The organism is Yersinia similis (genome assembly GCF_001053095.1).
In the GTDB taxonomy this organism is placed as follows: Bacteria; Pseudomonadota; Gammaproteobacteria; order Enterobacterales; family Enterobacteriaceae; genus Yersinia; species Yersinia similis.
On record NZ_CGBP01000011.1, the window covers coordinates 1 to 24,480 of the forward strand.

Consider the following 24,480-nt stretch of genomic DNA (forward strand, 5'->3'; position numbering starts at 1 on the left):
GGAAGATCTCTAAAAATGAATGGGTCGTTTTGGTGGGATACTTACAATTTGGCAGCAAAACGAAATTTTGTGTTAAAAATAGGTCAGAGAATAACAACTCTTTCTCGTTTATTTGTAGTGACTGGCTACTTTTCAGTAATAAAATACGTAAATTCTAGTATGCTAATCAAATTGGCTATTGCAGAAATTAAAATAGCACTCTATTATTATCCAGACGCCCCCCCACCAATTATAATTTGAGACTAGGACAATGAGCGAAGCGTTAAAAATTCTTAACAACATCCGTACTCTACGTGCTCAAGCGCGCGAATGCACTCTTGAAACACTAGAAGAAATGCTTGAGAAACTTGAAGTGGTCGTTAATGAACGCCGCGAAGAAGAATCTCAATCACAAGCAGAAATTGAAGAGCGTGCACGTAAATTGCAGCAATACCGTGAAATGCTTATTGCTGACGGTATTGATCCAAATGAACTGCTACAAGCTTCAGCTGCAGCTAAAGCTGCTGGTAAAGCAAAACGTGCTGCACGTCCTGCTAAATATCAGTATAAAGATGAGAATGGCGAATTGAAAACTTGGACAGGCCAAGGCCGTACTCCTGCAGTGATTAAGAAGGCTATTGAAGAGCAAGGCAAATCACTGGATGACTTCCTGCTGTAATAGTTTTATTTCTTGAGCTATTACTATCGAAACACCCTCCCATCAAAAGGAGGGTGTTTTTTTCTTTCATTTAACTAACAGATATCACCCCAGTTGAAATGTGCGCTTTACAGCCGCTGTATTAACATACAACCAACGAGCACTATACTTTTGACCAGCAACCTTTAGCCAGCAACATAGTTATGATGAGTAACATAATTCAAAATGTATTATTTTGTACGAATAACTCTCTGCTCTCAATTCGGTTGCAATTTCATACGAATACTTTGCTAACCTATAACAATATAATAATCTATATAACTGCCCAAATCGAAGCAAGGGTATCGCTTTACTCTATTAGGTACTTGTTCTGTTAGCGACCAATTTGCAGTCATACACATAAAAATCAAGTACAAAAAATTTAACTAACGTTTTGTAATCAACACATAAAATCAGAGTTCTCACTTACTACGATAGATTAATCGAAACACCACGCCCAATTCCATAATAAGTGAACCCACGACTATTTAGGCGTTCTGGATCGTACAAATTACGCCCATCAAAAATAACAGGGTGCTTTAACCTTGACTTGATCATATCAAAATCTGGAGCGCGAAAATTTTGCCATTCAGTACAAATAATCAAAGCATCAGCTCCCTGTAATGCAGACTCTTTAGTCCCCATTAATCTCAAATCATCTCTTGCACCATAAATGCGCTGTGTCTCATCCATTGCTTCGGGATCGTAAGCTTGAATTATAGCCCCGGCTTCCCACAATGATTCCATTACCACACGGCTCGGTGCCTCACGCATATCATCGGTATTGGGTTTAAAAGCTAATCCCCAGACAGCAAATGTTTTTCCAGCTAGCTGCGAATTAAAATGACTTTTAATGAATTCAGTTAACTTATACTTCTGCTGATTATTGATTTGCTCGACAGCCTGTAATAGCTGGGGCTTATAACCATTATCTTCTGCAGTACGAATTAATGCTTGTATGTCTTTTGGGAAACAAGAACCACCATAGCCGCAACCAGAATAAATAAAATGGTACCCAATACGTGAATCGGAACCGATGCCTTGTCGAACTTTTTCGATATCTGCACCTAATCGTTCAGCAATATTAGCAATCTCATTCATGAAACTTATTTTCGTTGCCAGCATGCCGTTTGCAGCATACTTTGTCAGTTCTGCACTACGGATATCCATTACTAGCATACGATCATGATTTCGATTAAAAGGTTCGTATAATTCACTGATTAGCTCAAGAGCACCACTGTCATCCGAATCAATACCAATAACAATACGTTCAGGCCGTTTACAATCAGCAACCGCGGCACCCTCTTTTAAAAACTCAGGATTTGATACCACACTAAAATCTATCTTCTCACCGCGCTGATCCAAAATAGCTTGTATAGCTTGATGTACTTTATCCGCTGTCCCCACGGGCACTGTAGATTTATCGATAATGATCTTAGGTGAGTCCATATACGTGCCAATGGTACTGGCCACATCAAGGACATATTTAAGATCGGCAGCACCGTCTTCATCGGGTGGAGTACCAACAGCGATAAATTGAATGACACCATGTGCCACACCAGCTTGTGCATCTGTTGAAAACTGTAATCTGCCTGCCTCATAGTTTTCTTTGACCAACGGAGCCAACCCCGGCTCAAAAATAGCAATACGGCCTTTTTGCAAATCGGTAACTTTATTAGCATCAATATCGATACAAAGGACATCATGCCCCACCTCGGCAAGCACTGTGGCCTGAACAAGTCCCACATAACCAATACCAAAAACCGTAACCTTCATTCGATCGATCCTCGAGTTGAAATTCAATACCAGACTTACTCCCAGTGATTATCGGAAATTAACCTTAATTTATCCTGAGGTGACAAACTGTTATCGAAAATTAATAATATATCTGAATGTAAATTTTTAGACTCAAGTAGGCGCGAGCGTATATCTATCGATATTTCTCGCGACTCGACCATACACTTCAATTGAAGCAAGTTAGGCTGATTTTACTGGTTCGTTATAGAACCATTTATAAACAAGGGAAGGTTTAACTAATCGGGGAAAAAAGGAAGTGAACCAACAAACTATTCTTGAGATTACTATTCTTCAGCAGCAAGCATCAGCCTCAAACGGCTCCCACTCCCCCATACCTGACACTGCCATGCTTCACACCGCTGGCTAACCTGGTTTAGATGTGCTGTTTTTAAGGTCCCTAAGGGGACACCATTGTTAAGCTGAATCTGATTTTTACCCGCGCTGACATTTGCATGCAAACCTGCTGAAACCAGAATTAAATTCTGATACTCAACATGGTAATAACCAACTAATAAAGGAAACTGTCCATCAAGGTGCGTACGTCTTAATAGTTGATTGACCTGCTTAAGTAAAGATGACATCTGCGGTAAACGTTGCTGTTGGTGTGTCAAATGCTCTTGTAAAATGCCATTAAATAATACACGTAATAATAGTGCTGCTAAAACCCCATTATCACCCGCACGGGTGACATCCAAACAATAAAACGCTAAATCTTTATCGGATAACGCTGCAATATCGAGTACCAACCCTGGTTTTTCTACCATGGTAAGCTGGCGGTAATTTATCCGACAATGGGCAAGGGTTTGTTGCGCTGGAGGCTGTAACTGTTTTAACAATTGTACGGCATCACTAGGATTTTTGCGTAAAGCCTCCCAATCCTGAATAAGCTCTGTTTCCTCAATAGCATGGGAAGTAAATAATGTGGGATACAAGCAGGCCAATACGGTTTCACGTAAACGGTTCAAATCTACGATAGGTTTCAATAGCACATCTTTTACGCCTAAACGTAATACCTGAGCAATATCCGCCATCTTGTCAGTTGCAGAGATCACTAATACGGGGATCTTTATCCCTTTCAGTAATAACTGCTCAACAAACTCAATCCCCCCCATCTTCGGCATAGCCAGATCGCAAAGGATCAAGTCAGGAGAGTGACCTTTTAGCTGATACAAGGCCGCCAGCCCATTTTCGGCCTGATGGATTGTCGCGCCAAGTGAGCCGAGGTATTCCGCCAAGACGGTACGGAATACGACTTCATCCTCGACAACTAAAATACTTTTACCTACTAGTGGTTTTTCCATGCACGGCTTCTCTTGCTCACCTTAAGTTTAATAGTGGCTCAAAATAGTTGTTTGTGCTTGTCAGAAATTGTCATGCAATTCTGTTTTCTTATGCCAATGTGAATGACCACATCTGATCAAGTTGCTCATTGCTCAACTTATTGACATATGGACACATGATTTAACATAAGTAAGGATGTATTATCTCCCCGATTTATTGTTTGGTACCTATGACACTATAGTGAACTTTTATCTTTCATGCTGAACACATACATATGGTTTACATTTAATAACTAAAATATAACGATACGGCTGGAGGGTACATAGCGAAGACTGAAATATGCCAAACCGATCTATTTGATCATGTTCTTATTACATTGATTACTTAATTAGATGCGTACCAACTAGCATTCTACCTTGCAGAAAGCAATTACGCCGAATCAGCAGAAAACATGTGGCAGGAGGAATACTCGTGTTATATCGCTAAGATTGGAGAAAGCATTACTGGATGTAACACTTTCTTTCTAATGGAACGTTTTCCACTGAATTTAAACAGTTTTTATGCAGAAATGTCATGACTTATGGAAACACTCTATTTTTAAAGATTTTTATCTAAATATAATAGTTATTCATTAACCTAATCTACATAGTGGATAGTAGTGAAACCTCTGCATGGTACATACAATCAAGAGGTGGTATAGAGAGATAATGTTTGATTGGCCTGAGTATGCAAGAAAAATAGCCACCGTAAAGGTGGCTATTCAGCATAAATATTCGGAATGTAAGTTAAATAAAAAGGTTAAACGACACCTAGTAATACAATATTTCACACATAGGTAATTGCATATTATGCTTTCATTTCACAGATAACTCGCAATGGCTACTGTATCATTACCTACATGTCGAATTTAGTTCAGAATATTATGAAGACTGACGGATGATTAGAAATAATAATTAACCGTTGATAGTGCCAAATGATACGCTCATTTTTTCAAACATTGCGATAACTTTATTGATGAATTTCATGGGTTGCTCCTGTAAATATAATTATTTTATGTGATGCACATCACATTTACTAACTTACGCCATAATGAAACGACGGTCAAGTTTTTTTGTGACAAATATCACAAAACTTTCACGACGAAATATTCTTACCAGGACGAACAACTTTGAACCTCAATCAGTGATTAGGTAAGATAGGCCCACATTGAGCACCACCATCCTGTATATCGCCCTACTCTATCGTTAAACGATAAGAGCGAGTGGCCTTTGTTGATTCTTCTGGAGAGATTTTGTCAGAACTGTGTCCTTGCGGCAGCCCCCTTAATTATCACGAATGCTGCGGCCCCTACATCCTCGGCACTCAGGTTGCGACAAAACCGGCAATATTAATGCGCTCGCGCTATTGTGCTTATGTAGAAAAAAATGTGGATTATCTGATTGCTACCTGGCATCCGGACTGTCATGCACAGGAGTGGCGAGAAAGTATCATTCAAGACTTTACCAATACGGTGTGGCATGGGCTAACAGTTATTGCTGAGACTCCCGGTCGCCATCCTGATGAAGCTTTTGTGGAGTTTATTGCCCGTTTCACCGATGCAGATAATGCACAGATAACGGCAATGCACGAACGTTCTCGCTTCCTACGTATAAAAGAACACTGGTACTATATTGACGGTATTCGCCCCTCTTTGGGTAGAAACGATACATGTCTTTGCGGTTCGGGGAAGAAATACAAGAAATGCTGTGGCCGTTAATTAAACTATTTCTTTATTGTTACTCCTAAAACATCAGACACTTACACAACATCAAATAATGTTAAGACAGGATTTACCACCTTATGCCACACCAGAATGTACAAAAGAAAGTATTGCGCACTATTTGCCCCGACGCTAAAGGTTTAATCGCAAAGATCACTAATATCTGCTACAAGCACCAATTGAATATCGTACAAAATAATGAGTTTGTTGATCACCTGACTGGTCGCTTCTTTATGCGCACCGAGCTTGAAGGGATTTTTAACGACACAACACTACTGGCAGATCTTGACGATGCATTACCTGAAGGCACTAATCGCGAGTTACACGTTGCTGGGCGCCGCCGCATCATCATTATGGTAACGAAAGAAGCACATTGCCTTGGCGACTTATTAATGAAGAGTGCTTATGGTGGCTTAGATGTAGAAATTGCGGCGGTCATTGGTAATCATGATGCGTTGCAAAATTTAGTCGAGCGTTTTGATATCCCATTCCATCTGGTCAGCCATGAAGGCCTCACCCGTGAGCAGCATGATCAACGGTTGGTCGAGAAAATTGAACAATATCAACCAGATTATGTTGTTCTGGCTAAATATATGCGGGTGCTAACACCGGCCTTTGTGCAACGCTTCCCTTATCAAATTATTAATATTCATCATTCATTTTTACCTGCATTTATCGGTGCTCGGCCATACCACCAAGCGTATGAACGCGGTGTAAAGATTATTGGCGCTACTGCCCATTACGTAAATGATAGCTTGGATGAAGGCCCAATCATCATGCAGGACGTGATCAATGTGGACCATTCTTATACTGCTGAAGATATGATGCGTGCTGGCCGTGATGTAGAAAAGAATGTTCTCAGTAGTGCGCTATACCGTGTTCTTGCTCAACGTGTTTTTGTTTACGGTAACCGCACTGTTATTCTATAAAGTGATGTTTTTTGTCTAGATATCCATCTTCACGGACAAAAAAGCACCGAACGAATTATTTTTTTCATTTCAAGTCTTTACAGGGGCGCTTCATTTGATATGATGCGCCCCGCTTACCAAGACAGTATTGATAAGTAGCAAGACCAGTGGTGGGGTTCCCGAGCGGCCAAAGGGAGCAGACTGTAAATCTGCCGTCATCGACTTCGAAGGTTCGAATCCTTCCCCCACCACCATTAACTTTGAGCTTAAAAGTTAATAATTTTTAAAGGCTACTAATAATAAATACCACGTTATCAGTGGTGGGGTTCCCGAGCGGCCAAAGGGAGCAGACTGTAAATCTGCCGTCATCGACTTCGAAGGTTCGAATCCTTCCCCCACCACCATTTCTTATAAATACGCCCTCCATTTAAATACACTAAGCAGTAAAATAGTTCTCATATCTGGGGAAGGTAAGAATCTTCGATAAGGTTCGCGCCGAGCGTAGAATACAGTGACGAGTCCTTTCCTCACCACTGTTTCAGTTAAATTAACGTTTACTCCAATGTATATATATAATCTATAAGACGATTCAATACGCTAGAGTGTGAGCGTGATTTGTAAAAATATAATTTATTTTCATCTTTAAAGTTCGTTAAATTAACAAAGTCTAACTTTGAATCACCATTAAAATCATCCATTATTGAATCAGTAATGCAAATATAACGTCCTGAATAGATAAAATTCAAACAACAGGCCAAATTATCAACCTGCCTAACACTAACTTTATCATATTGTTTTTTAACAGATTCCTCTAGTGACTTGACAAATTTACTTTTGTATAAAGTTGGATTACATAACCAAACATTACTGTGAAGAATATTTATAATATCTTCACTTTCATTAATTATATCCTTCCTTCCATATATACCAAAACCAATATCTTGTACTTCGTTCAAAAGCATAAATCTTTCACTGGCTATTTTTTCAGATGTTAATATGAGTGAGTTTCCATCATAATCTCCAATTTCATCAATGTTTTCATAATAAAACTTAATTATGTTTGCTTGAATATTGTTTTTTTCTGCAATTTTATAAAGTTGAGTTAAGTTCTCACTTTTACCCCAGTCGTAATAAATATTAATAACATTTGACACATGACCCGTGAGATGCTTTTTAGTTATTTCTTTTTCTTGTTGATACAAATCTTTTAGATCATTGTATAGAACCTCACCATCGCGTGTCAGGCTCATACCAAACTTCTCTCTTTTAAAGAGTTTTTTCCCTATTATGCTTTCAAAGTCTTTTATCGATTTTGCAACAGGAGGTGTTGTTCTGTTCATCACTCTTGCGGCTTTACTTAGCGAACCATTCTCAACTACTGCCATAAAGGCTTCTAACTTTCGAGATAGAAACATAATTCACCAATCCTTTGTGTCAAAAGTTCATCAGAAAAAACCACAAGTCATAAAGACGTCTATGCTTTAGTTGCTTGTTATAGATGTGTTTAATTCATTTATTATCTCAATATGCTAAATTAAATTTATCATGGCTGAGTTATAAATTATAAAAATGACTACTGTATAGACTCTAACAACGTAAATTCTCATGTTTCTAGATCAATGTTGAGTGTTTGTTATGTATTCCCACTGTAGTATCACAAACATTTCTAACAGACATAACATTGTAGATCCATGATTTTTAATAACTAATTTTTAACCTCCCCATTACAAAATCAATTAACGGATTCAGGTATATAAAGGTATGAGACGTAATAAAAATCTATGATTTTCTTTTTAAAATAAGAGAAAATCGTCGTATCTATATCATTGAAGTTGTCAGGAAAGTGATCAATTTTATTCTAAATCTTACGTTTATAAATTAATGACATCCTAAATTTACTCATAAATATCGTAGCGGAGAGTTGAATTACTTTGGACAGTTAAATAACGACCAAAGGTAAATCACCTTTATTAAAATTAGTCATTAAAATAATAATTTAATGATCTTAAAAACTCACTAACTAATTAAATGATGTTTTGAAATAAATTATTAATACTTTTTGTACTCATAGATTGATAAATAAGCATTTATATAATCAGTTCAATAAATAGGAAATACATTAGATCATTTTATACTCAGCCAGAACATTACATTCTTCTTCTTATTCTGCTAATATCCACTCACATTTTTTAGCCAAAAACGGTGCTGACCATGAAGTTCGTTTCTTTTAATATCAATGGCCTACGTGCTCGTCCTCATCAACTAGCCGCAATAATTGAACAGCATCAACCGGATGTTATCGGCCTACAAGAAACTAAAGTACATGATGATATGTTTCCTCTTGAAGACGTCAGCCAGCATGGTTACCACGTTTTTTACCATGGGCAAAAAGGTCATTACGGTGTTGCACTATTGACGAAAGAACAGCCGTTGGCTGTGCGCCGTGGCTTCCCAGGCGATGAAGAAGATGCACAGCGCCGTATTATCATGGCTGACTTAGCCACCCCGCAAGGCACCTTAACGGTAATCAATGGCTATTTTCCTCAGGGAGAAAGTCGTGACCATCCAATAAAATTCCCCGCTAAAGCACGCTTTTATGCTGACCTGCAACGCTATCTTGAGGAGCAACTCTCCCCTGAGGCCCAGGTACTTATCATGGGGGACTTGAATATCAGTCCAACAGACTTAGATATTGGTATTGGTGAAGATAGCCGTAAACGCTGGCTACGCACAGGTAAATGCTCGTTCTTACCAGAAGAACGAGAGTGGCTGGAACGTCTGCAAAACTGGGGATTAGTTGATACTTTCCGCGCGGCTAATCCTGATTGTAATGACCATTTTTCGTGGTTTGATTACCGTTCCCGTGGTTTTGATGAAAACAGAGGCCTTCGTATCGATTTATTGCTGGCCAGTCAACCATTGGCGGCACGTTGTATTGCTACAGGTATTGATTACGCAATCCGTGGGATGGAAAAACCATCAGACCACGCGCCAGTTTGGTCCGAATTCTCACTCTAATGTCTGCGCCCTGTTTAAATACAGGGCCATCTCTCATGCGTATTAAGCACATTATCCGTAATCAGGTAAACACGAAATGATTGATGTCGTCGCCGCCATTATAGAGCGGGATGGGAAGATATTACTGGCCCAGCGGGATGGGCAAAGCGATCAAGCAGGGTTGTGGGAATTTCCTGGGGGCAAAGTGGAGGCGGGAGAAACCCAGCCTAAGGCGCTGATCCGTGAGCTTGCTGAGGAGTTAGGTATCGAGGCCACTGTCGCTGAGTATATCGCAACCAACCAATGGGTAGCAGCCAAGAATAGTATCCGCTTACATGCTTGGCATGTTAACCATTTTAGCGGGGAGCCGGTAAGACATTGCCATGCTGCGTTTATCTGGCTGACGCCGCAGGAGGCTTACCGCTATTCTCTGGCTCCCGCAGATATTCCACTGCTAGACGCGTTTATTGCACAAAGACAATCAACCTATGGAGATCTATCTGGTTAGTCTTTTCCAAATCAGTGGATTGGTGCCAATAACACTAGCATCACGCACACATTGCAAAACTTCACCTTCGACCCGCAATACCGCGCCTTCTGAATAGCTCTGATTTTGATAAACACAACAACGCGTACACGAGTTATTGTTCGTGTTACGGTTTGATGAGTTATTCCATACCTCCGGTGGCAAGGGAACAATCACATCAACATTGCTACGATTCGCTAATGCCGCACCAGAAATAAGTGTGGCAAAGCCAATGCAACTCAATAGCAACCGTGTTTTCATGATTTACTCTCCTTGGCCTTAGAAGATATTTTCTTACGTTTCTTGGGTGCCCCTGAAGGGGCTGCGGGTAACCCACGGAAAACCTGTGGAGAGCGATTTTGTTTCGCCTGACTAATTAAATCCTGCAATGTTATCACCAGTGGTTGCATAAAATCTTGATAGCGGCAGTTTTTTTCACTGATTTGTGTCAACGTTGATTCCCAATGTGCTGTCATATCTGGCCGTGCCGCAATATCCGGTAATGCATGAATCAAAGCGCGCCCCGCAGGGCTGGCATGTATATAACGCCCTTTCTTAAAGAGAAAAGTGCGCTTGAAGAGCAGCTCGATAATGCCTGCTCGAGTGGCTTCCGTACCCAAGCCATCGGTGGCACGCAAAACTTTTTTCAGTTCTTTATCCTGAACAAAACGAGCAATCCCTGTCATCGCAGATAACAAACTGGCGTCGGTGAAAGGCCGGGGTGGCTGAGTTTGTCGTTCAACAACCTCACCGCGTTCACATAATAATTCAGCCCCTTTTGCAACCACAGGCAATGGCGCACCTTCGTTCTCTTCATCACGCTCTTTACTACCCAGTAAGGTCCGCCATCCCGCCTCGGCCAAAAAACGCGCCTTGGCAACAAATTTCCCGCCGGCGATATCCAATTCAATCACACATTTACGGAACTGTGCATCTGGACAGAACTGCATCAGATATTGCTGTGCTACCAACCGGTATACTTTGCCTTCATCCGTCGTCAAATTTACTTTACTGGCGCGTGCTGTTGGGATGATAGCGTGGTGCGCATCGACTTTTTTATCATCCCAGCAGCGGTTGCGCCGATCACTATCCATGACCTCAAGCGGCAAAAGGTCTGACTGATGAATACTAATGGCATTAAGCACCAAATGACGACCGGCAAAATGCTCTTCAGGTAGATATCGGCAATCCGAACGGGGATACGTAATCAATTTGTGCGTTTCATACAATCGTTGGCAAATATCCAATACTTGCTGAGCGCTGAGGCCGAAACGCTTTGCGCCTTCGATTTGTAATGTAGACAAGGAGAATGGCAACGGTGCCGTTTCCGATTCCCGTTTATCATTATAGGATGTCACCAGCGCGGGCTGACCGGTTATACGATTGACAACATGTTCTGCAAGTGGCCGATGCAACAAGCGCCCTTCTTCGTCCTGATAAGATTCGCAGGAGTCACTCGGCTGCCATAGAGCAATAAAACGTTCATCTGCAGGCGTCACTATATGAGCTTTAACTTCAAAAAAATTTTTGGGAATGAAGCTTTCAATTTCTTCGTCACGGCGAACAACCAGCCCTAATACGGGTGTTTGTACCCGTCCGACTGATAAAACACCGTCATAGCCCGCATTACGCCCAAGAATGGTATAGGCGCGAGTCATATTGATGCCATAGAGCCAATCGGCTCTGGCTCGAGCCAACGCAGAAACACACAGCGGGATAAACTCACGGTTATAACGCAAACGCCCCACTGCACGCTCAACCGCCTGTGGGTTTAAATCGTTAATCAAACAACGACGAACATTTTGCCGTTTCTCTGCGGCCAATCCCAAATAATCCAGAACCTCATCAACTAACAGTTGCCCTTCTCTATCTGGGTCACCAGCATGGACCACTTCATCGGCTTGCTGTAGTAGTTGCTTAATCACATTGAGTTGTTTGCTGACTGAAGGACGAGGTTGTAGCTGCCATTTTTCAGGAATGATAGGTAAATCCGCTAATGACCAACGTGCATAACGGCTATCGTAAGCATCCGGCTGGGCTTGTTCGAGTAAATGACCTACACACCAGGTCACCATTTGATCATTACCACAGGCGATGAACCCATCACCTCGACGATGCGGTTTTGGCAAAATATCTGCAATCGCCCGCGCTAAACTGGGTTTTTCGGCAATAAACAGTCGCATCATTCACCGCATAAATACGTCAAAGAAAACATCACGCTACAATCTCAATCAGCGCCCGGCGACTATCCGTAGAGGTTAACTCACCAATTGGGCTGAGAATCATTCCATGCTGAGCGGCAATGGCCTGGACATCGGTTTCAGCATCAGGTAATACCGCCAACAGTAACCCGCCTGAGGTTTGAGGATCACAAAGTAGTTGTCTTTGTAAATCAGACATGTCACCGATCAGGTGGCCATAGCTGTCGAAATTACGCCCAGTCCCCCCCGGAACACAGCCTTCAGCAATATAGTCTTCAACGGCAGGTAAACGTGGGATCGCAGAGTAATGCAGAATGGCCTGGACACCAGAACCCTGGCAAATTTCACTCAAATGGCCCAACAAACCAAACCCCGTGACATCGGTCATGGCGGTAACACCGGGAATATGCGCAAAATCAGCACCAGACTTATTCAACTGACACATGGTTTCTGTTGCCAATCCCTGGTGTTCTGACCGTAATTTACTTTTCTTTTCGGCTGTAGTTAAGATGCCAATGCCCAGTGGCTTGGTCAAAAACAGTTTACACCCTGGCTTTGCTGCACTGTTTTTCTTAACCTGTTCAGTGCTGACAATTCCGGTGACAGCCAAACCAAAAATCGGTTCAGGGGCATCAATAGAGTGGCCTCCAGCCAAAGAAATCCCCGCTTGCTGGCAAACATATCGCCCACCCTCGATCACTTGCTGTGCGATTTCGGGTGCCAGTTTGTCAATGGGCCACCCTAAAATAGCAATAGCCATTATGGGTTTCCCCCCCATAGCATAAACATCGCTGATCGCGTTTGTAGCGGCAATTCGTCCAAAATCAAAAGGATCATCAACGATCGGCATAAAGAAATCAGTGGTGCTGATAATACCAACACCGTTACCAATATCATAAACTGCTGCATCATCACGCGTTTCATTGCCCACCAGCAGCCGGGGATCAAAAAACTTTTGTTGCTCAGTATGCAAAATTTTATCCAAAACTTTTGGTGAAATTTTGCAACCACAGCCCGCCCCGTGGCTGTATTGAGTAAGACGTATCGCTGGCGATGCCATAGAACTCTCCCGTTAGGTCATTCGGTGATAAGCAGTTTATTCAGTAAGTCGTCGATTGATTCAATAAAACAATCCCCAGATTGCCTATGGTAGCGCTTAAGACGTGGCTTGGTAAGTGCAGAGCCCCTGTCGGGCAGATAGGTTGGTCACAAAGCAGGCTAAAACGCAGCTTATTCCCCGTAAAGAACATAAGCTGCATGACATGAGTGGAGACAAAACGCGTAAGACTTAGAAATAGCGGACAAAAGCGCTGTGATCTGGGGGCATGATCTTGGTTGCAGATTTTAATTGCGGTGTCCCGATATACAGAAAGCCCACTATCTCGTCTTGTTCACGACACGCAAACCCCTGACGAACAACTGGATGGTGGGTCCAAGAACCTGTGCGCCAGATACCATTAAACCCCTGCGCCAAAGCAGCCATCTGCATTGCTTGTACCGCACAGCCAGCAGAAATAACCTGTTCCCAATTAGGCACTTTGGCATTCTCTGTCACATGGGCAATCACCGTAATAATCAGCGGAGCACGAAAAGGCGCCTGCTTTGCTTTCTCTAATACCGCCTCATCAGCACCATCTTGCTGAACAGCTTTTTGTAACAATTGACTAAAACGCGCTAACCCTTCGTTTTCAATCAAGACAAAGCGCCATGGCTGCAATGCACCATGGTCCGGTGCCCGCATACCTGCGTGAATAATATGGTCCAATGCCTCACCGGCTGGGGCCGGAGCGGTTAAACGGGACGCCGAGCGGCGGTTAAGTAAGAGTTCCAACGCATCCATTATTATCTCCTGATAACGATTTTCATTTTCAGCACGGTAGCATAAGTTGCCGTTTTGTTGCCAGCGTTGACCTATCAGCTAGGCTTATCGATGATTTAAAGCTGACTTTTTTTCATCAGGTCATTAGGATAACCCTACTTTCCCGGTTTTGTTGGAGATCATATGCGCACTTTGTGGCAAATTATTGCTGGTTTTTTCAAGTGGACCTGGCGTCTACTGAATTTCACCAGAGAGCTTATCCTTAATCTTTTTTTGGCACTGCTTATTTTGATCGGTGTCGGTATTTATTTTCAATTTCAAAGTAAGCCTGTGGAGCCAGTTAAAGGCGCATTGCTGGTAAATCTAAGCGGTGTGATCGTAGACCAGCCTGCTATCAATAATAAGCTACGCCAATGGGGACGTGAGCTATTAGGGGCATCCAGTAACCGTCTACAGGAAAACTCCCTGTTTGATATTGTAGAAACCATTCGATTGGCAAAAGACGATGACAATATTAATGGACTGGTTCTGTCTCTGAGTGACTTAACGGGGGCAGATCAACCCTCGCTGCAATATATCGGTAAGGCTTTACGGGAATTTCGCGACACTGGAAAGAAAATTTATGCCGTCGGCGACAGCTACAATCAAACCCAATACTATTTAGCCAGTTTTGCTAATAAGATTTATCTCTCACCACAAGGGGCTGTTGACCTACACGGTTTTGCCAGCAATAACCTTTATTACAAGTCACTGCTGGAAAATCTTAAAGTCACGACCAATATCTTCCGCGTAGGGACTTATAAATCAGCAGTTGAACCGATGATCCGTAATGATATGTCCGCCGCTGCCCGTGAAGCCGATAGCCGCTGGGTGGGTGGCTTATGGCAAAACTACCTCACCACGGTCTCCGCTAACCGCCAGCTCACCCCAGAACAACTGTTCCCCGGTGCCGCAGGTGTGATCAGTGGCTTACAGGTAGCGGGTGGCTCGCAAGCTAAATACGCACTGGATACCAAACTGGTAGACCAATTAGCAGCCCGACCAGAAGTAGAAAGTGCGCTGGTTGAGGCCTTTGGCTGGAATAAAAAGACTAATGACTTCAACTACATCAGTATTTATGACTATCAGCCAACGCCAGCACCACAACAAGGGGAACAGATAGCGGTTCTCTTCGCTAACGGGGCGATTATTGACGGCCCGCAAACCCCAGGGAACGTGGGTGGAGATACGCTGGCAGCACAAATTCGCCAGGCCCGTTTAGATCCGAAGATTAAAGCGGTTATCTTGCGCGTAAACAGCCCTGGCGGCAGTGTGAGCGCCTCTGAACGGATCCGTGTCGAGCTGGCTGCATTACGTGCTGCCCATAAGCCATTGGTGGTATCAATGGGGGGAATGGCGGCTTCTGGTGGATATTGGATCTCAACACCTGCAAACTATATCGTTGCCAGCCCAAGCACTCTGACCGGTTCCATCGGTATTTTCGGTGTGATTAACACCTTCCAAAATTCACTGGAAAGTATTGGTGTCCATACCGATGGTGTCGCGACATCGCCATTGGCTGATGTTTCACTGACTAAAGCATTGCCGCCTGAGTTCTCTCAGATGATGCAAATCAATATCGAAAATGGGTATAAAACCTTTATTGATTTGGTTGCAACTTCTCGCCACAAAACCCCTGAGCAAGTGGATCAAATTGCACAAGGCCATGTGTGGATTGGTCTGGATGCTAAAAGTAACGGTTTAGTCGATCAACTCGGCGATTTTGATGATGCAGTGAAAAAAGTGGCAGAACTGGCCAAACTGAAGACTTGGCAATTGAATTGGTTTGTTGATGAGCCAAGCTTAAGCGACCTTATTTTGGGTCAAATGAGTGCGTCGGTGCATGCTATGTTGCCAGCTGCTATTCAGACATGGTTACCCGCGCCTTTATCCGCCATGGCGCTTGCAGTTAAAGATCAACCTGGTTTATTCAATACCCTGAATGATCCGCAAAATCGCTATGCTCTGTGCCTAACGTGTGGTGATGTCCGATAATAATCGTCCTAAAATACAGATAAATATTCAGCCCGACACCCATCGGGCTGTTTTTCCTCGCTGAGCTCCTTATAATTCAATCATCCAATTCCAGTATTACTTTTCAGGCCTCCCCCATGCAAAAGAAGTCTATTTACGTCGCTTACACTGGTGGCACCATTGGTATGCAACGTTCAGATAATGGGTACATTCCAGTGTCCGGTCATTTGCAACGCCAATTGGCTTTAATGCCGGAGTTCCATCGTCCGGAGATGCCTGATTTTACTATCCATGAATATGCACCATTAATAGATTCTTCGGATATGACCCCGGAGGATTGGCAACATATTGCTAATGATATTCAGCAAAATTATGACTTATATGATGGCTTCGTTATTTTACATGGTACCGATACCATGGCATTTACTGCTTCCGCCCTCTCCTTCATGTTGGAAAATCTGGCAAAGCCTGTGATTATTACTGGCTCACAAATTCCATTGGCCGAGCTACGCTCTGATGGGCAAACCAATTTATTGAATGCTCTCTATTTGGCAGCCAACCACCCGGTGAATGAAGTCAGCTTATTCTTCAATAACCAACTATTCCGTGGCAACCGCACCACCAAGGCCCATGCCGACGGCTTTGATGCTTTCGCCTCGCCTAATCTTTCAGTATTACTGGAAGCAGGGATCCATATTCGCCGCCAATCATCAGTAGTGTCACCCGCCAGTAATGGTCCACTGATTGTCCATCGCATCACTCCACAGCCGATTGGGGTGGTCACTATCTACCCTGGGATATCCGGCGCGGTAGTGCGGAACTTTCTACTACAACCCGTAAAAGCCTTAATTTTACGCTCCTATGGTGTGGGCAACGCACCGCAGAAAGCAGAGTTGCTGGATGAGCTAAAAAACGCCAGTGACCGTGGCATTGTCGTCGTGAATTTGACGCAATGCATTTCCGGCAGTGTCAATATGGGGGGCTATGCAACGGGTAATGCCTTAGCTCAAGCTGGAGTGATCAGTGGGTTTGACATGACAGTCGAAGCGGCGTTGACAAAACTGCATTATTTGTTGAGCCAATCCTTATCTCCTCACGAGATTCGCCAACTGATGCAGCAAAATTTACGTGGTGAATTAACCGATACTCAATAATTTTTGGGGTTTTAATGAAAACAGCCTTGCTCTTAATCGATTTACAAAACGACTTTTGTCCTGGTGGAGCGTTGGCTGTTAGCGAAGGCAATGAGGTCATCAGCGTAGCTAACCGAATGATTGAAGCCTGTGTCGCCAAAAATATACCAGTGATTGCCAGCCAAGATTGGCACCCAATTGAGCACCGTAGCTTTGCGGTGAACTCCAATGCAGAGCCGGGCACGGTTGGGGAACTAGAGGGATTAGTACAAGTATGGTGGCCGGTACATTGTGTTCAGGAACAACCAGGGGCAGCATTGCACCCACAGTTGAAACAAAGTGCTATTACAGCCATTTTTCGCAAAGGGCAAGATCCTGATATCGACAGTTACAGCACCTTTTTCGACAATGACCGACGAGCTAAAACATCATTGGATAGCTGGCTACAGCACCATGGCATTAACCATCTGTATGTTATGGGGCTGGCCACAGATTACTGTGTGAAGTATAGCGTACTAGATGCACTCGCTTTGGGTTATCAAACAACTGTTATCAGTGATGGGTGCCGCGGGGTAAACTTGCAACCAGAAGATAGCCAGCAGGCTTTCGATGCTATGAGTGATGCAGGTGCCAACTTACTGGCTCTTGAACAATGCCTGGCTGAAGTTGCTTCAGCAGACTGACCCCTTTCTGAGCAAATATTGGAGCCTGCCCCGGCTCCAATATTTTATGTAAAGATACGCAACTCAATTTTGCGTACGTTAGCGATTATTCTGGTTTCAACTTAACCAACGTTGACTGACTGAACTGCTGTTTCAGCTCTTGTTTGGTTTTCATTACTATCTGCCCATCTGTGCCAATACTCATATGTTGAGCATCACGGTTATTACGGGCCTGCCACAGCATAACCATTTGCAGGCTATTTTCCTTCTGCTCAGGTGTCAGCGCCACACCGTCTGGCCACTTCCCCAGTTCAACTGCTTGCACTAAACGCTGGTATATTTCGGGGGTCATTACTGAAATCAGGTCTTCAAGCTCCATCAGAGCATCCTCGGATAAACGAATAATAAGCTGAATCGATTCTTTACATGTGGAATTGAGATGTTTCTCTTCAGCCTGCAGTTTGCTCACCATTTTGGTCATCAACGAAATTCAGTGATGCCGAATTTATGCAATAACGTTCCCCCGTAGGCTGTAGTCCGTCAGGGAATACATGCCCCAGATGGGCATCACAGTTACCACAACGAATCTCGACACGATGCATATTATGAGAGTAATCATCAATATAGCGTATTGAATCAGCGTCAATAGGTTGATAGAAACTTGGCCAACCACAGCCAGAATCAAACTTTGACTCAGAGATAAAGAGCGGCTGGTGACAACACAGACATTGGTACACGCCATCACGCTTATTGTGCAACAGTTTGCCCGTAAAAGGGGCTTCCGTTCCACGCTCCTGGGTGACATACCGCTGAATATCGGACAGTTTCTCAATATTTTCTGTAGGGTTCAGTTCTTTGGCCATTTTTGCGGTTCTCTGGCAGGGAATAAAGTCAACGAAAACAACGTCTAATAATAACAAAAAATTAACAACAAAGCAGTTAAAATTGTCCTAAACTGTATGCCATCGAGGTGGTAACGGCATAAATGTGATAAAAATCGCAAATATTATCAATTATCACTTTAAACTGAATATTGCGCCCCAACATAGCAATGACACTTATCGTATCTGGAAACGTGTAATTAATGTTCGAACTACCGCCCTTGGTTTGATTTGTAGCAATAATTGACACGATTCCGCTTGACGCTCGGCAAGGTTTTTGTAATTTTACAACCAACCTTTTATTCACTAACAAATAGCTGGTGGAATATATGACTATCAAAGTAGGTATCAACGGTTTTGGCCGTATCGGTCGCATTGTTTTCCGTGCTGCTCAGGAACGTTCTGACATCGAAATCGTTGCAATCAACGATCTGTTGGACGCTGATTACATGGCATACATGCTGAAATACGACTCTACCCATGGTCGTTTTGACGGTACTGTAGAAGTAAAAGACGGCCATCTGGTTGTTAACGGTAAAACCATCCGTGTTACCGCAGAGAGAGATCCGGCTAACCTGAAGTGGAACGAAGTTAACGTTGATGTTGTTGCTGAAGCAACAGGCCTGTTCCTGACCGACGAAACTGCACGTAAGCACATCGCTGCTGGCGCTAAGAAAGTTGTTCTGACTGGTCCATCTAAAGATGACACCCCTATGTTCGTTATGGGCGTTAACCATAAAACTTACGCAGGCCAAGAGATCGTTTCTAACGCTTCTTGTACCACTAACTGCCTGGCTCCATTGGCTAAAGTGATCAACGATAAGTTTGGTATCGTTGAAGCGCTGATGACCACTGTGCATGCTACTACCGCAACTCAGAAAACTGTTGATGGCCCGTCTCACAAAGACTGGCGCGGCGGCCGCGGCGCATCCCAGAACATCATCCCTTCTTCTACTGGTGCGGCTAAAGCAGTAGGTAAAGTGATTCCAGAACTGAACGGTAAACTGACGGGTATGGCGTTCCGCGTCCCTACTCCTAACGTTTCTGTTGTTGACCTAACCGCTCGTCTGGAAAAACCAGCTTCTTACAAAGAAATCTGTGCAGCGATCAAAGCAGCTTCAGAAGGCGAGCTGAAAGGCGTTCTGGGTTATACCGAAGATGACGTTGTTTCTACCGATTTCAACGGCGAAAAACTGACTTCAGTATTTGATGCTAAAGCAGGTATCGCGCTGAATGACAACTTTGTGAAACTGGTTTCTTGGTACGATAACGAAACTGGCTACTCAAACAAAGTTCTGGACCTGATCTCTCACATCTCTAAGTAATCGATTGATGTAGATTTCGACCTAAAGCCACCCCCTCGGGTGGCTTTTATTATTTATCGACACGGATAATATTTACTGCCCTATTCCCAACCCAATGGTCTCTCCTTCCCCCTATTTTCTACTCCAGCAAGTCATTCAGATGAGTAACTGAGCCGGGTGAGTGTGTGCGCTAATCCTACTGCGACATCAAGTATGAAGGATAATCTTGCGCCATATCAATGATTCGCCACACCTGCATCGCACGCTTGCTGCAAGATTCAATGCCTGTGATATTATCGAAAGACTGAAGATAAACTGAACCCAGCTCCTTTTCCCATAAGGCCAAACGAATGAACGAGAAAGTATTTGCCCTCCCCGTTGTCGAACAAATCTCTCCTTATATCAGCCAGCGTCAACTGGATGAATTGCCGGTAGTGGTTGTTTCTCATCCGAAGGTACGTGCGGCAATAAGTTTGCAGGGTGCCCATTTACTGGCCTATCAACCCAGTGGTGAACAACCAATTATTTGGCTGAGCAATAACACGCCTTTTAAAGAGGGTATTGCGATTCGTGGAGGGGTTCCAATTTGTTGGCCTTGGTTTGGCCCAACGGCACAACCCGCTCATGGTTTTGCCCGTATCTCACCATGGACGCTCAGTGCTCATGATGAAAATGAAAACGGCGTCATTCTGACTTTTACCCTTGAAGACAGCGACACAACCCGTCAATACTGGCCACATGCCTTCACCTTGATCGCGCGTTTCAAGTTGGGAGATGAATGTGAAGTTGAACTGGAATCACACGGTGATTATCAGGCTGCGGCTGCATTACATACCTACTTCCAGATTGGCGATATAAGTCAAATTAAAGTCAGCGGACTGGGTGAGAAGTATTTAGATAAAGTGCTGAAAGTTGCCGATGTCACTCAACAAGGCGATTTAGTCTTTAACGGCCAAACTGACCGTGTCTATACCCAACCTGAAGCCTATAGTCTGATAAAAGATGCCGCGCTGAAACGAACTATTGAGGTCCATCACCATCACCAAAGTGATGTGGTTGCCTGGAACCCCGGCGCTGAATTGTCCTGCAGCATGGTAGATATGCCAAATGATGGCTATAAAACGATGGTTTGCGTAGAAACCGCACGAGTCAACAAGCCATTGGTGGCTGCGCCTGATGCACCAGCACGTTTGGCGATGACGCTCCGGAGCCGTAAAAACACCTGATACCGACAGTTCGGTAAATATGAAAATGGGGCCTGTGGCCCCATTGGTCTTGTTCAACGCTGATTAGCGGAATGTATAGGTAACGCCTGTCCACAACACGCCAGTGTATGATTTATCCACCATTGGGCTGTTTTTAACTTCATTAGCCAGACGGATATAACGGCCAGTAAAGAAAGCATTCCAATTTGGATTGATATTGTAGTTAGCAGACAGCTCCAAATACGGTGACCAGCTATCGCTTGGGTTATATTCAGCCAAACCACTGCGCGCAGACTCACCACGGCTCACACCATAGTAGTAGCTATTCTGATCTTTGCTGTTCCAGCTCATACCGGCACCCGGCGTTAACGTCCAGCTATCAATGCTAAAGCGGTACAAATACGCTAAGTCACCAACAAAACCATTGCTGTTATCCAATACATCACCAGCAAACATCGCACGCAGAGTCCCCCAATCCTCAATGTGAGAATAAGACATCCCTGCCATCATGGTGCTACGACGTCTATTGAGTTGCTTCATCTGCTGATCGTCACTGTCACCGGGTTTGAAGTGCAGTGGTGAGTAGAAAGCATCAATTGATAAACGATTACTGCTATCGTTCCACAGGTAATAACCTGCTGCCAGTGTCCGGAAGTAAAAATTATCACTCTCATAAGAGACAACAGGTACGGGATAGACACGATCATTTTTGCCACGGTAAGGGTCCGGGCTGACTAATGCAGAAGCCCCCAGAGACCAATTTCCTGCATTGGCGGTTGGCATGCAAACAGCCAATGCAACTGTTAAAGCCGCCAGCGTTTTTATTTGGTTCATTTCTTTACGATCTTTTTTCACGAAGTAAATTCCCTTAGTAACAAAATAATCAGCTAACTTAGTGTAAATCAATTGGTTGTCAGTAGCGAAATCTTTACATATGCAAAATTGATGTGAATGCCCTCTGCTGTACTTACTGCCAATCATGAACTCACTGGCAATCCAAAATTTACGTCTATTTAATTACAATAAAATAACGAGATATTCAAACAGATAAGTCCAATTAATCATATACAACATACTGACAATGAAATAAAAAATAGATTTAATTACTAAATAATGGTTATTTATTGTTCTAAGGGTGGCAAATCTATGGTCAGGGCTAACTTGACCTTTAGAGGAGACGCGACCATAACAATAAGGTAGTAGTTTCAAAATTTTAACCCAATAAAACACTACTACTCTTTTATGTTCCCAACCATTCAAACAGGACGGGCATCGCTATGAACATATTTGATCATTATCGCCAGCGCTATGAAGCGGCCAAGGACGAAGAGTTCACTCTGCAGGAATTTCTCGCTATCTGTCAGCAAGATCGTAGTGCGTATGCCAATGCGGCTGAACGTCTGCTGATGGCTATTGGTGAGCCAGTCATGGTCGATACCGCACTAGAATCCCGCATGTCTCGGCTATTTTCTAATCGAGTTATCGCACGTTATCCTGCGTTTGAAGAGTTCTATGGCATGGAGGAGGCCATAGAACAGATTGTTTCTTATCTCAAACATGCCGCTCAAGGGTTAGAAGAAAAGAAACAAATCCTTTATTTGCTCGGCCCGGTCGGCGGGGGTAAATCATCACTGGCGGAGCGCTTAAAAGCGCTGATGCAACGTGTGCCTATTTATATATTAAGTGCTAATGGCGAACGTAGCCCCGTGAATGACCATCCGTTGTGCTTATTTAACCCGCAGGAAGATGCGGCAATTTTGGCCAAAGAGTACAACATTCCAAACCGTTATCTCGGTACTATCATGTCGCCATGGGCAGCAAAACGGCTACATGGGTTTGGCGGTGACATCACTAAATTCAAAGTGATCAAAGTCTGGCCTTCTATCCTTGAACAGATTGCGATAGCAAAAACTGAACCCGGTGATGAGAATAATCAGGATATTTCCGCATTGGTGGGAAAAGTGGATATCCGTAAGCTGGAGCATCACGCCCAGAACGATCCTGACGCCTATGGTTATTCCGGTGCATTGTGCCGCGCAAACCAAGGGATAATGGAATTCGTTGAGATGTTTAAAGCACCTATTAAAGTGCTGCATCCATTACTGACCGCAACGCAGGAAGGAAACTATAACGGAACGGAGGGAATATCCGCCCTTCCATTTAGTGGAATTATTCTCGCGCACTCAAACGAATCTGAATGGGTGACATTCCGTAATAATAAAAACAATGAGGCCTTCCTTGACCGCGTTTATATCGTCAAAGTGCCTTATTGCCTACGGGTCTCGGAAGAGATCAAGATTTATGACAAATTGCTCCAGAACAGTGAATTAACCCATGCACCTTGTGCTCCGGGGACGTTGGAAACGCTGGCACGGTTCTCGATTCTTTCGCGAATGAAAGAGCCAGCGAACTCCAGCATTTACTCCAAAATGCGGGTGTATGACGGTGAAAGTTTGAAAGATACCGATCCAAAAGCCAAATCTTATCAGGAGTATCGGGATTACGCGGGGGTTGATGAAGGTATGAGCGGCCTATCCACCCGCTTCGCCTTTAAAATTCTGTCGCGGGTATTTAACTTTGACCATGCTGAAGTGGCAGCCAACCCAGTTCATCTGTTTTATGTGTTAGAACAGCAAATTGAGCGTGAACAGTTCCAACAAGATATTGCAGAGAAATACCTTGAGCACCTGAAAGGTTATCTGATCCCGAAATATGCCGAATTTATCGGGAAAGAGATCCAAACCGCCTATCTGGAATCTTACTCTGAATACGGCCAGAACATATTTGACCGTTATGTTATCTATGCTGATTTTTGGATTCAGGATCAAGAGTACCGAGATCCTGATACCGGTCAGTTGTTTGACCGTGAATCACTGAATGCAGAATTGGAGAAAATTGAAAAACCCGCAGGTATCAGTAATCCGAAAGATTTTCGTAATGAAATCGTCAACTTTGTGTTACGCGCCAGAGCAAATAACAATGGCCGTAATCCAAACTGGACCAGTTATGAAAAGTTGCGCACGGTGATCGAGAAAAAAATGTTCTCCAATACCGAAGAGTTACTGCCGGTTATCTCCTTTAATGCCAAAACGTCAACAGATGAACAGAAAAAGCATGATGATTTTGTCGATCGGATGATGGAGAAAGGTTATACCCGTAAGCAAGTTCGTTTGCTGTGTGAATGGTATCTGCGGGTAAGAAAATCTTCATAATTTTTCTATCGAAAGTAGAGTTCAGGCACAGGAAGGCAAAACCATGCACTGAGTCATTGGCGTTACAGCTAACACCGCTGTAACGCCAAGTACAAAGGGACAGTGT

General features: G+C 43.5%; 23 protein-coding genes and 2 tRNA genes. 14 read left to right on the forward strand and 11 right to left on the reverse strand.

The features are described from left to right. Positions 1-240 (forward strand): hypothetical protein (locus AC971_RS25130; protein ID WP_231573005.1); only part of this gene is annotated, 240 nt, incomplete at its 5' end. A 10-nt stretch (positions 241-250) separates the two neighbouring features. Continuing rightward, on the forward strand, positions 251-658 hold the full coding sequence (gene hns / locus AC971_RS09925; protein WP_002223593.1) for a histone-like nucleoid-structuring protein H-NS: 408 nt from the start codon (positions 251-253) through the stop codon (positions 656-658). Positions 659-1,105: 447 nt separating this feature from the next. On the opposite strand, the gene AC971_RS09930 is transcribed toward hns, so the two are convergent. After that, positions 1,106-2,452, reverse strand: coding sequence for a UDP-glucose dehydrogenase family protein (locus tag AC971_RS09930; RefSeq protein WP_025383852.1), 1,347 nt, complete (start codon positions 2,450-2,452; stop codon positions 1,106-1,108). A gap of 305 nt (positions 2,453-2,757) precedes the next feature. Beyond that, the gene (gene rssB, locus AC971_RS09935; protein WP_025383851.1) at positions 2,758-3,774 is read right to left on the reverse strand and encodes a two-component system response regulator RssB; all 1,017 of its coding nucleotides are present in this window, start codon (positions 3,772-3,774) and stop codon (positions 2,758-2,760) included. A gap of 1,271 nt (positions 3,775-5,045) precedes the next feature. Here rssB and AC971_RS09940 point away from each other — a divergent pair. The 4 genes from AC971_RS09940 (at position 5,046) to AC971_RS09955 (ending at position 6,825) form a co-directional block, all read left to right on the forward strand. Then, a complete protein-coding gene (locus AC971_RS09940; protein ID WP_038402249.1) occupies positions 5,046-5,510 on the forward strand; it encodes a YchJ family protein in 465 nt (154 codons plus the stop codon). An 83-nt stretch (positions 5,511-5,593) separates the two neighbouring features. After that, entirely contained in the window at positions 5,594-6,442 is an 849-nt protein-coding gene (gene purU / locus AC971_RS09945; RefSeq protein WP_025383849.1) for a formyltetrahydrofolate deformylase, read from the forward strand. A gap of 148 nt (positions 6,443-6,590) precedes the next feature. After that, positions 6,591-6,675: transfer RNA gene (locus AC971_RS09950), tRNA-Tyr, on the forward strand. Positions 6,676-6,740: 65 nt separating this feature from the next. Next, a tRNA-Tyr gene (locus AC971_RS09955) sits at positions 6,741-6,825 on the forward strand. 150 nt (positions 6,826-6,975) lie between these two features. On the opposite strand, the gene AC971_RS09960 is transcribed toward AC971_RS09955, so the two are convergent. After that, a complete protein-coding gene (locus tag AC971_RS09960) occupies positions 6,976-7,836 on the reverse strand; it encodes a LysR family transcriptional regulator (protein WP_025383848.1) in 861 nt (286 codons plus the stop codon). Positions 7,837-8,632: 796 nt separating this feature from the next. On the opposite strand from AC971_RS09960, the gene xthA reads away from it, so the two are divergent. Then, entirely contained in the window at positions 8,633-9,439 is an 807-nt protein-coding gene (gene xthA, locus AC971_RS09965; protein ID WP_025383847.1) for an exodeoxyribonuclease III, read from the forward strand. Positions 9,440-9,515: 76 nt separating this feature from the next. Further along, positions 9,516-9,926 carry a pyrimidine (deoxy)nucleoside triphosphate diphosphatase gene (locus tag AC971_RS09970; RefSeq protein WP_025383846.1) on the forward strand — a complete coding sequence of 137 codons (411 nt, stop codon included), beginning with the start codon at positions 9,516-9,518 and terminating at the stop codon, positions 9,924-9,926. Here AC971_RS09970 and AC971_RS09975 read toward each other — a convergent pair. From AC971_RS09975 to AC971_RS09990, 4 genes are all read right to left on the reverse strand, one after another. Beyond that, positions 9,915-10,205, reverse strand: a complete 291-nt coding sequence (locus AC971_RS09975) for a DUF1496 domain-containing protein (RefSeq protein WP_025383845.1) — start codon at positions 10,203-10,205, stop codon at positions 9,915-9,917. The two genes, AC971_RS09970 and AC971_RS09975, sit on opposite strands and share 12 nt — an antisense overlap. Beyond that, positions 10,202-12,127 (reverse strand): DNA topoisomerase III, encoded by a 1,926-nt coding sequence (locus tag AC971_RS09980; protein WP_025383844.1) that lies wholly within the window; start codon positions 12,125-12,127, stop codon positions 10,202-10,204. Before AC971_RS09980 ends, AC971_RS09975 begins: the two co-directional genes overlap by 4 nt. Positions 12,128-12,158: 31 nt before the next feature. Continuing rightward, entirely contained in the window at positions 12,159-13,205 is a 1,047-nt protein-coding gene (gene selD / locus AC971_RS09985) for a selenide, water dikinase SelD (protein WP_025383843.1), read from the reverse strand. 228 nt (positions 13,206-13,433) lie between these two features. Beyond that, on the reverse strand, positions 13,434-13,985 hold the full coding sequence (locus AC971_RS09990) for an NAD(P)H nitroreductase (protein ID WP_025383842.1): 552 nt from the start codon (positions 13,983-13,985) through the stop codon (positions 13,434-13,436). A 162-nt stretch (positions 13,986-14,147) separates the two neighbouring features. On the opposite strand from AC971_RS09990, the gene sppA reads away from it, so the two are divergent. The 3 genes from sppA (at position 14,148) to pncA (ending at position 17,793) form a co-directional block, all read left to right on the forward strand. Then, positions 14,148-15,998 carry a signal peptide peptidase SppA gene (sppA, locus tag AC971_RS09995; RefSeq protein ID WP_025383841.1) on the forward strand — a complete coding sequence of 617 codons (1,851 nt, stop codon included), beginning with the start codon at positions 14,148-14,150 and terminating at the stop codon, positions 15,996-15,998. 116 nt (positions 15,999-16,114) lie between these two features. After that, complete coding sequence (gene ansA / locus AC971_RS10000; RefSeq protein WP_025383840.1) at positions 16,115-17,131, forward strand: asparaginase; 1,017 nt, start codon at positions 16,115-16,117, stop codon at positions 17,129-17,131. Positions 17,132-17,145: 14 nt separating this feature from the next. Next, complete coding sequence (gene pncA, locus AC971_RS10005; protein WP_025383839.1) at positions 17,146-17,793, forward strand: bifunctional nicotinamidase/pyrazinamidase; 648 nt, start codon at positions 17,146-17,148, stop codon at positions 17,791-17,793. Between the two features lie 85 nt (positions 17,794-17,878). Here pncA and AC971_RS10010 read toward each other — a convergent pair whose 3' ends face one another. Both AC971_RS10010 and msrB read right to left on the reverse strand, forming a co-directional pair. Continuing rightward, positions 17,879-18,151 carry a YeaC family protein gene (locus tag AC971_RS10010; protein ID WP_038402700.1) on the reverse strand — a complete coding sequence of 91 codons (273 nt, stop codon included), beginning with the start codon at positions 18,149-18,151 and terminating at the stop codon, positions 17,879-17,881. A gap of 70 nt (positions 18,152-18,221) precedes the next feature. Beyond that, complete coding sequence (gene msrB, locus AC971_RS10015; RefSeq protein ID WP_025383837.1) at positions 18,222-18,635, reverse strand: peptide-methionine (R)-S-oxide reductase MsrB; 414 nt, start codon at positions 18,633-18,635, stop codon at positions 18,222-18,224. A 347-nt stretch (positions 18,636-18,982) separates the two neighbouring features. On the opposite strand from msrB, the gene gapA reads away from it, so the two are divergent. Next, positions 18,983-19,978, forward strand: coding sequence for a glyceraldehyde-3-phosphate dehydrogenase (gene gapA / locus AC971_RS10020; protein ID WP_038402247.1), 996 nt, complete (start codon positions 18,983-18,985; stop codon positions 19,976-19,978). A gap of 329 nt (positions 19,979-20,307) precedes the next feature. After that, positions 20,308-21,183 carry a D-hexose-6-phosphate mutarotase gene (locus AC971_RS10025; protein WP_025383835.1) on the forward strand — a complete coding sequence of 292 codons (876 nt, stop codon included), beginning with the start codon at positions 20,308-20,310 and terminating at the stop codon, positions 21,181-21,183. A gap of 63 nt (positions 21,184-21,246) precedes the next feature. On the opposite strand, the gene AC971_RS10030 is transcribed toward AC971_RS10025, so the two are convergent. Further along, positions 21,247-22,017 (reverse strand): MipA/OmpV family protein, encoded by a 771-nt coding sequence (locus tag AC971_RS10030; protein WP_025383834.1) that lies wholly within the window; start codon positions 22,015-22,017, stop codon positions 21,247-21,249. Positions 22,018-22,179: 162 nt separating this feature from the next. Further along, entirely contained in the window at positions 22,180-22,392 is a 213-nt protein-coding gene (locus tag AC971_RS25610) for a hypothetical protein (RefSeq protein WP_071825507.1), read from the reverse strand. Positions 22,393-22,439: 47 nt separating this feature from the next. On the opposite strand from AC971_RS25610, the gene yeaG reads away from it, so the two are divergent. Then, complete coding sequence (gene yeaG, locus AC971_RS10035) at positions 22,440-24,374, forward strand: protein kinase YeaG (RefSeq protein WP_025383833.1); 1,935 nt, start codon at positions 22,440-22,442, stop codon at positions 24,372-24,374. Positions 24,375-24,480 lie beyond the last annotated feature (106 nt).

Coding starts and splice junctions, on each gene's coding strand:
- AC971_RS09990 (WP_025383842.1), bottom strand. CDS start 13,985: ATGGATGCGTTGGAACTCTTACTTAACCGCCGCTCGGCGTCCCGTTTA.
- AC971_RS09975 (WP_025383845.1), bottom strand. CDS start 10,205: ATGAAAACACGGTTGCTATTGAGTTGCATTGGCTTTGCCACACTTATT.
- selD (WP_025383843.1), bottom strand. CDS start 13,205: ATGGCATCGCCAGCGATACGTCTTACTCAATACAGCCACGGGGCGGGC.
- xthA (WP_025383847.1), top strand. CDS start 8,633: ATGAAGTTCGTTTCTTTTAATATCAATGGCCTACGTGCTCGTCCTCAT.
- gapA (WP_038402247.1), top strand. CDS start 18,983: ATGACTATCAAAGTAGGTATCAACGGTTTTGGCCGTATCGGTCGCATT.
- sppA (WP_025383841.1), top strand. CDS start 14,148: ATGCGCACTTTGTGGCAAATTATTGCTGGTTTTTTCAAGTGGACCTGG.
- purU (WP_025383849.1), top strand. CDS start 5,594: ATGCCACACCAGAATGTACAAAAGAAAGTATTGCGCACTATTTGCCCC.
- pncA (WP_025383839.1), top strand. CDS start 17,146: ATGAAAACAGCCTTGCTCTTAATCGATTTACAAAACGACTTTTGTCCT.
- ansA (WP_025383840.1), top strand. CDS start 16,115: ATGCAAAAGAAGTCTATTTACGTCGCTTACACTGGTGGCACCATTGGT.
- AC971_RS09960 (WP_025383848.1), bottom strand. CDS start 7,836: ATGTTTCTATCTCGAAAGTTAGAAGCCTTTATGGCAGTAGTTGAGAAT.
- AC971_RS09970 (WP_025383846.1), top strand. CDS start 9,516: ATGATTGATGTCGTCGCCGCCATTATAGAGCGGGATGGGAAGATATTA.
- rssB (WP_025383851.1), bottom strand. CDS start 3,774: ATGGAAAAACCACTAGTAGGTAAAAGTATTTTAGTTGTCGAGGATGAA.
- yeaG (WP_025383833.1), top strand. CDS start 22,440: ATGAACATATTTGATCATTATCGCCAGCGCTATGAAGCGGCCAAGGAC.
- hns (WP_002223593.1), top strand. CDS start 251: ATGAGCGAAGCGTTAAAAATTCTTAACAACATCCGTACTCTACGTGCT.
- msrB (WP_025383837.1), bottom strand. CDS start 18,635: ATGGCCAAAGAACTGAACCCTACAGAAAATATTGAGAAACTGTCCGAT.
- AC971_RS10025 (WP_025383835.1), top strand. CDS start 20,308: ATGAACGAGAAAGTATTTGCCCTCCCCGTTGTCGAACAAATCTCTCCT.
- AC971_RS10010 (WP_038402700.1), bottom strand. CDS start 18,151: ATGGAGCTTGAAGACCTGATTTCAGTAATGACCCCCGAAATATACCAG.
- AC971_RS09980 (WP_025383844.1), bottom strand. CDS start 12,127: ATGCGACTGTTTATTGCCGAAAAACCCAGTTTAGCGCGGGCGATTGCA.
- AC971_RS09930 (WP_025383852.1), bottom strand. CDS start 2,452: ATGAAGGTTACGGTTTTTGGTATTGGTTATGTGGGACTTGTTCAGGCC.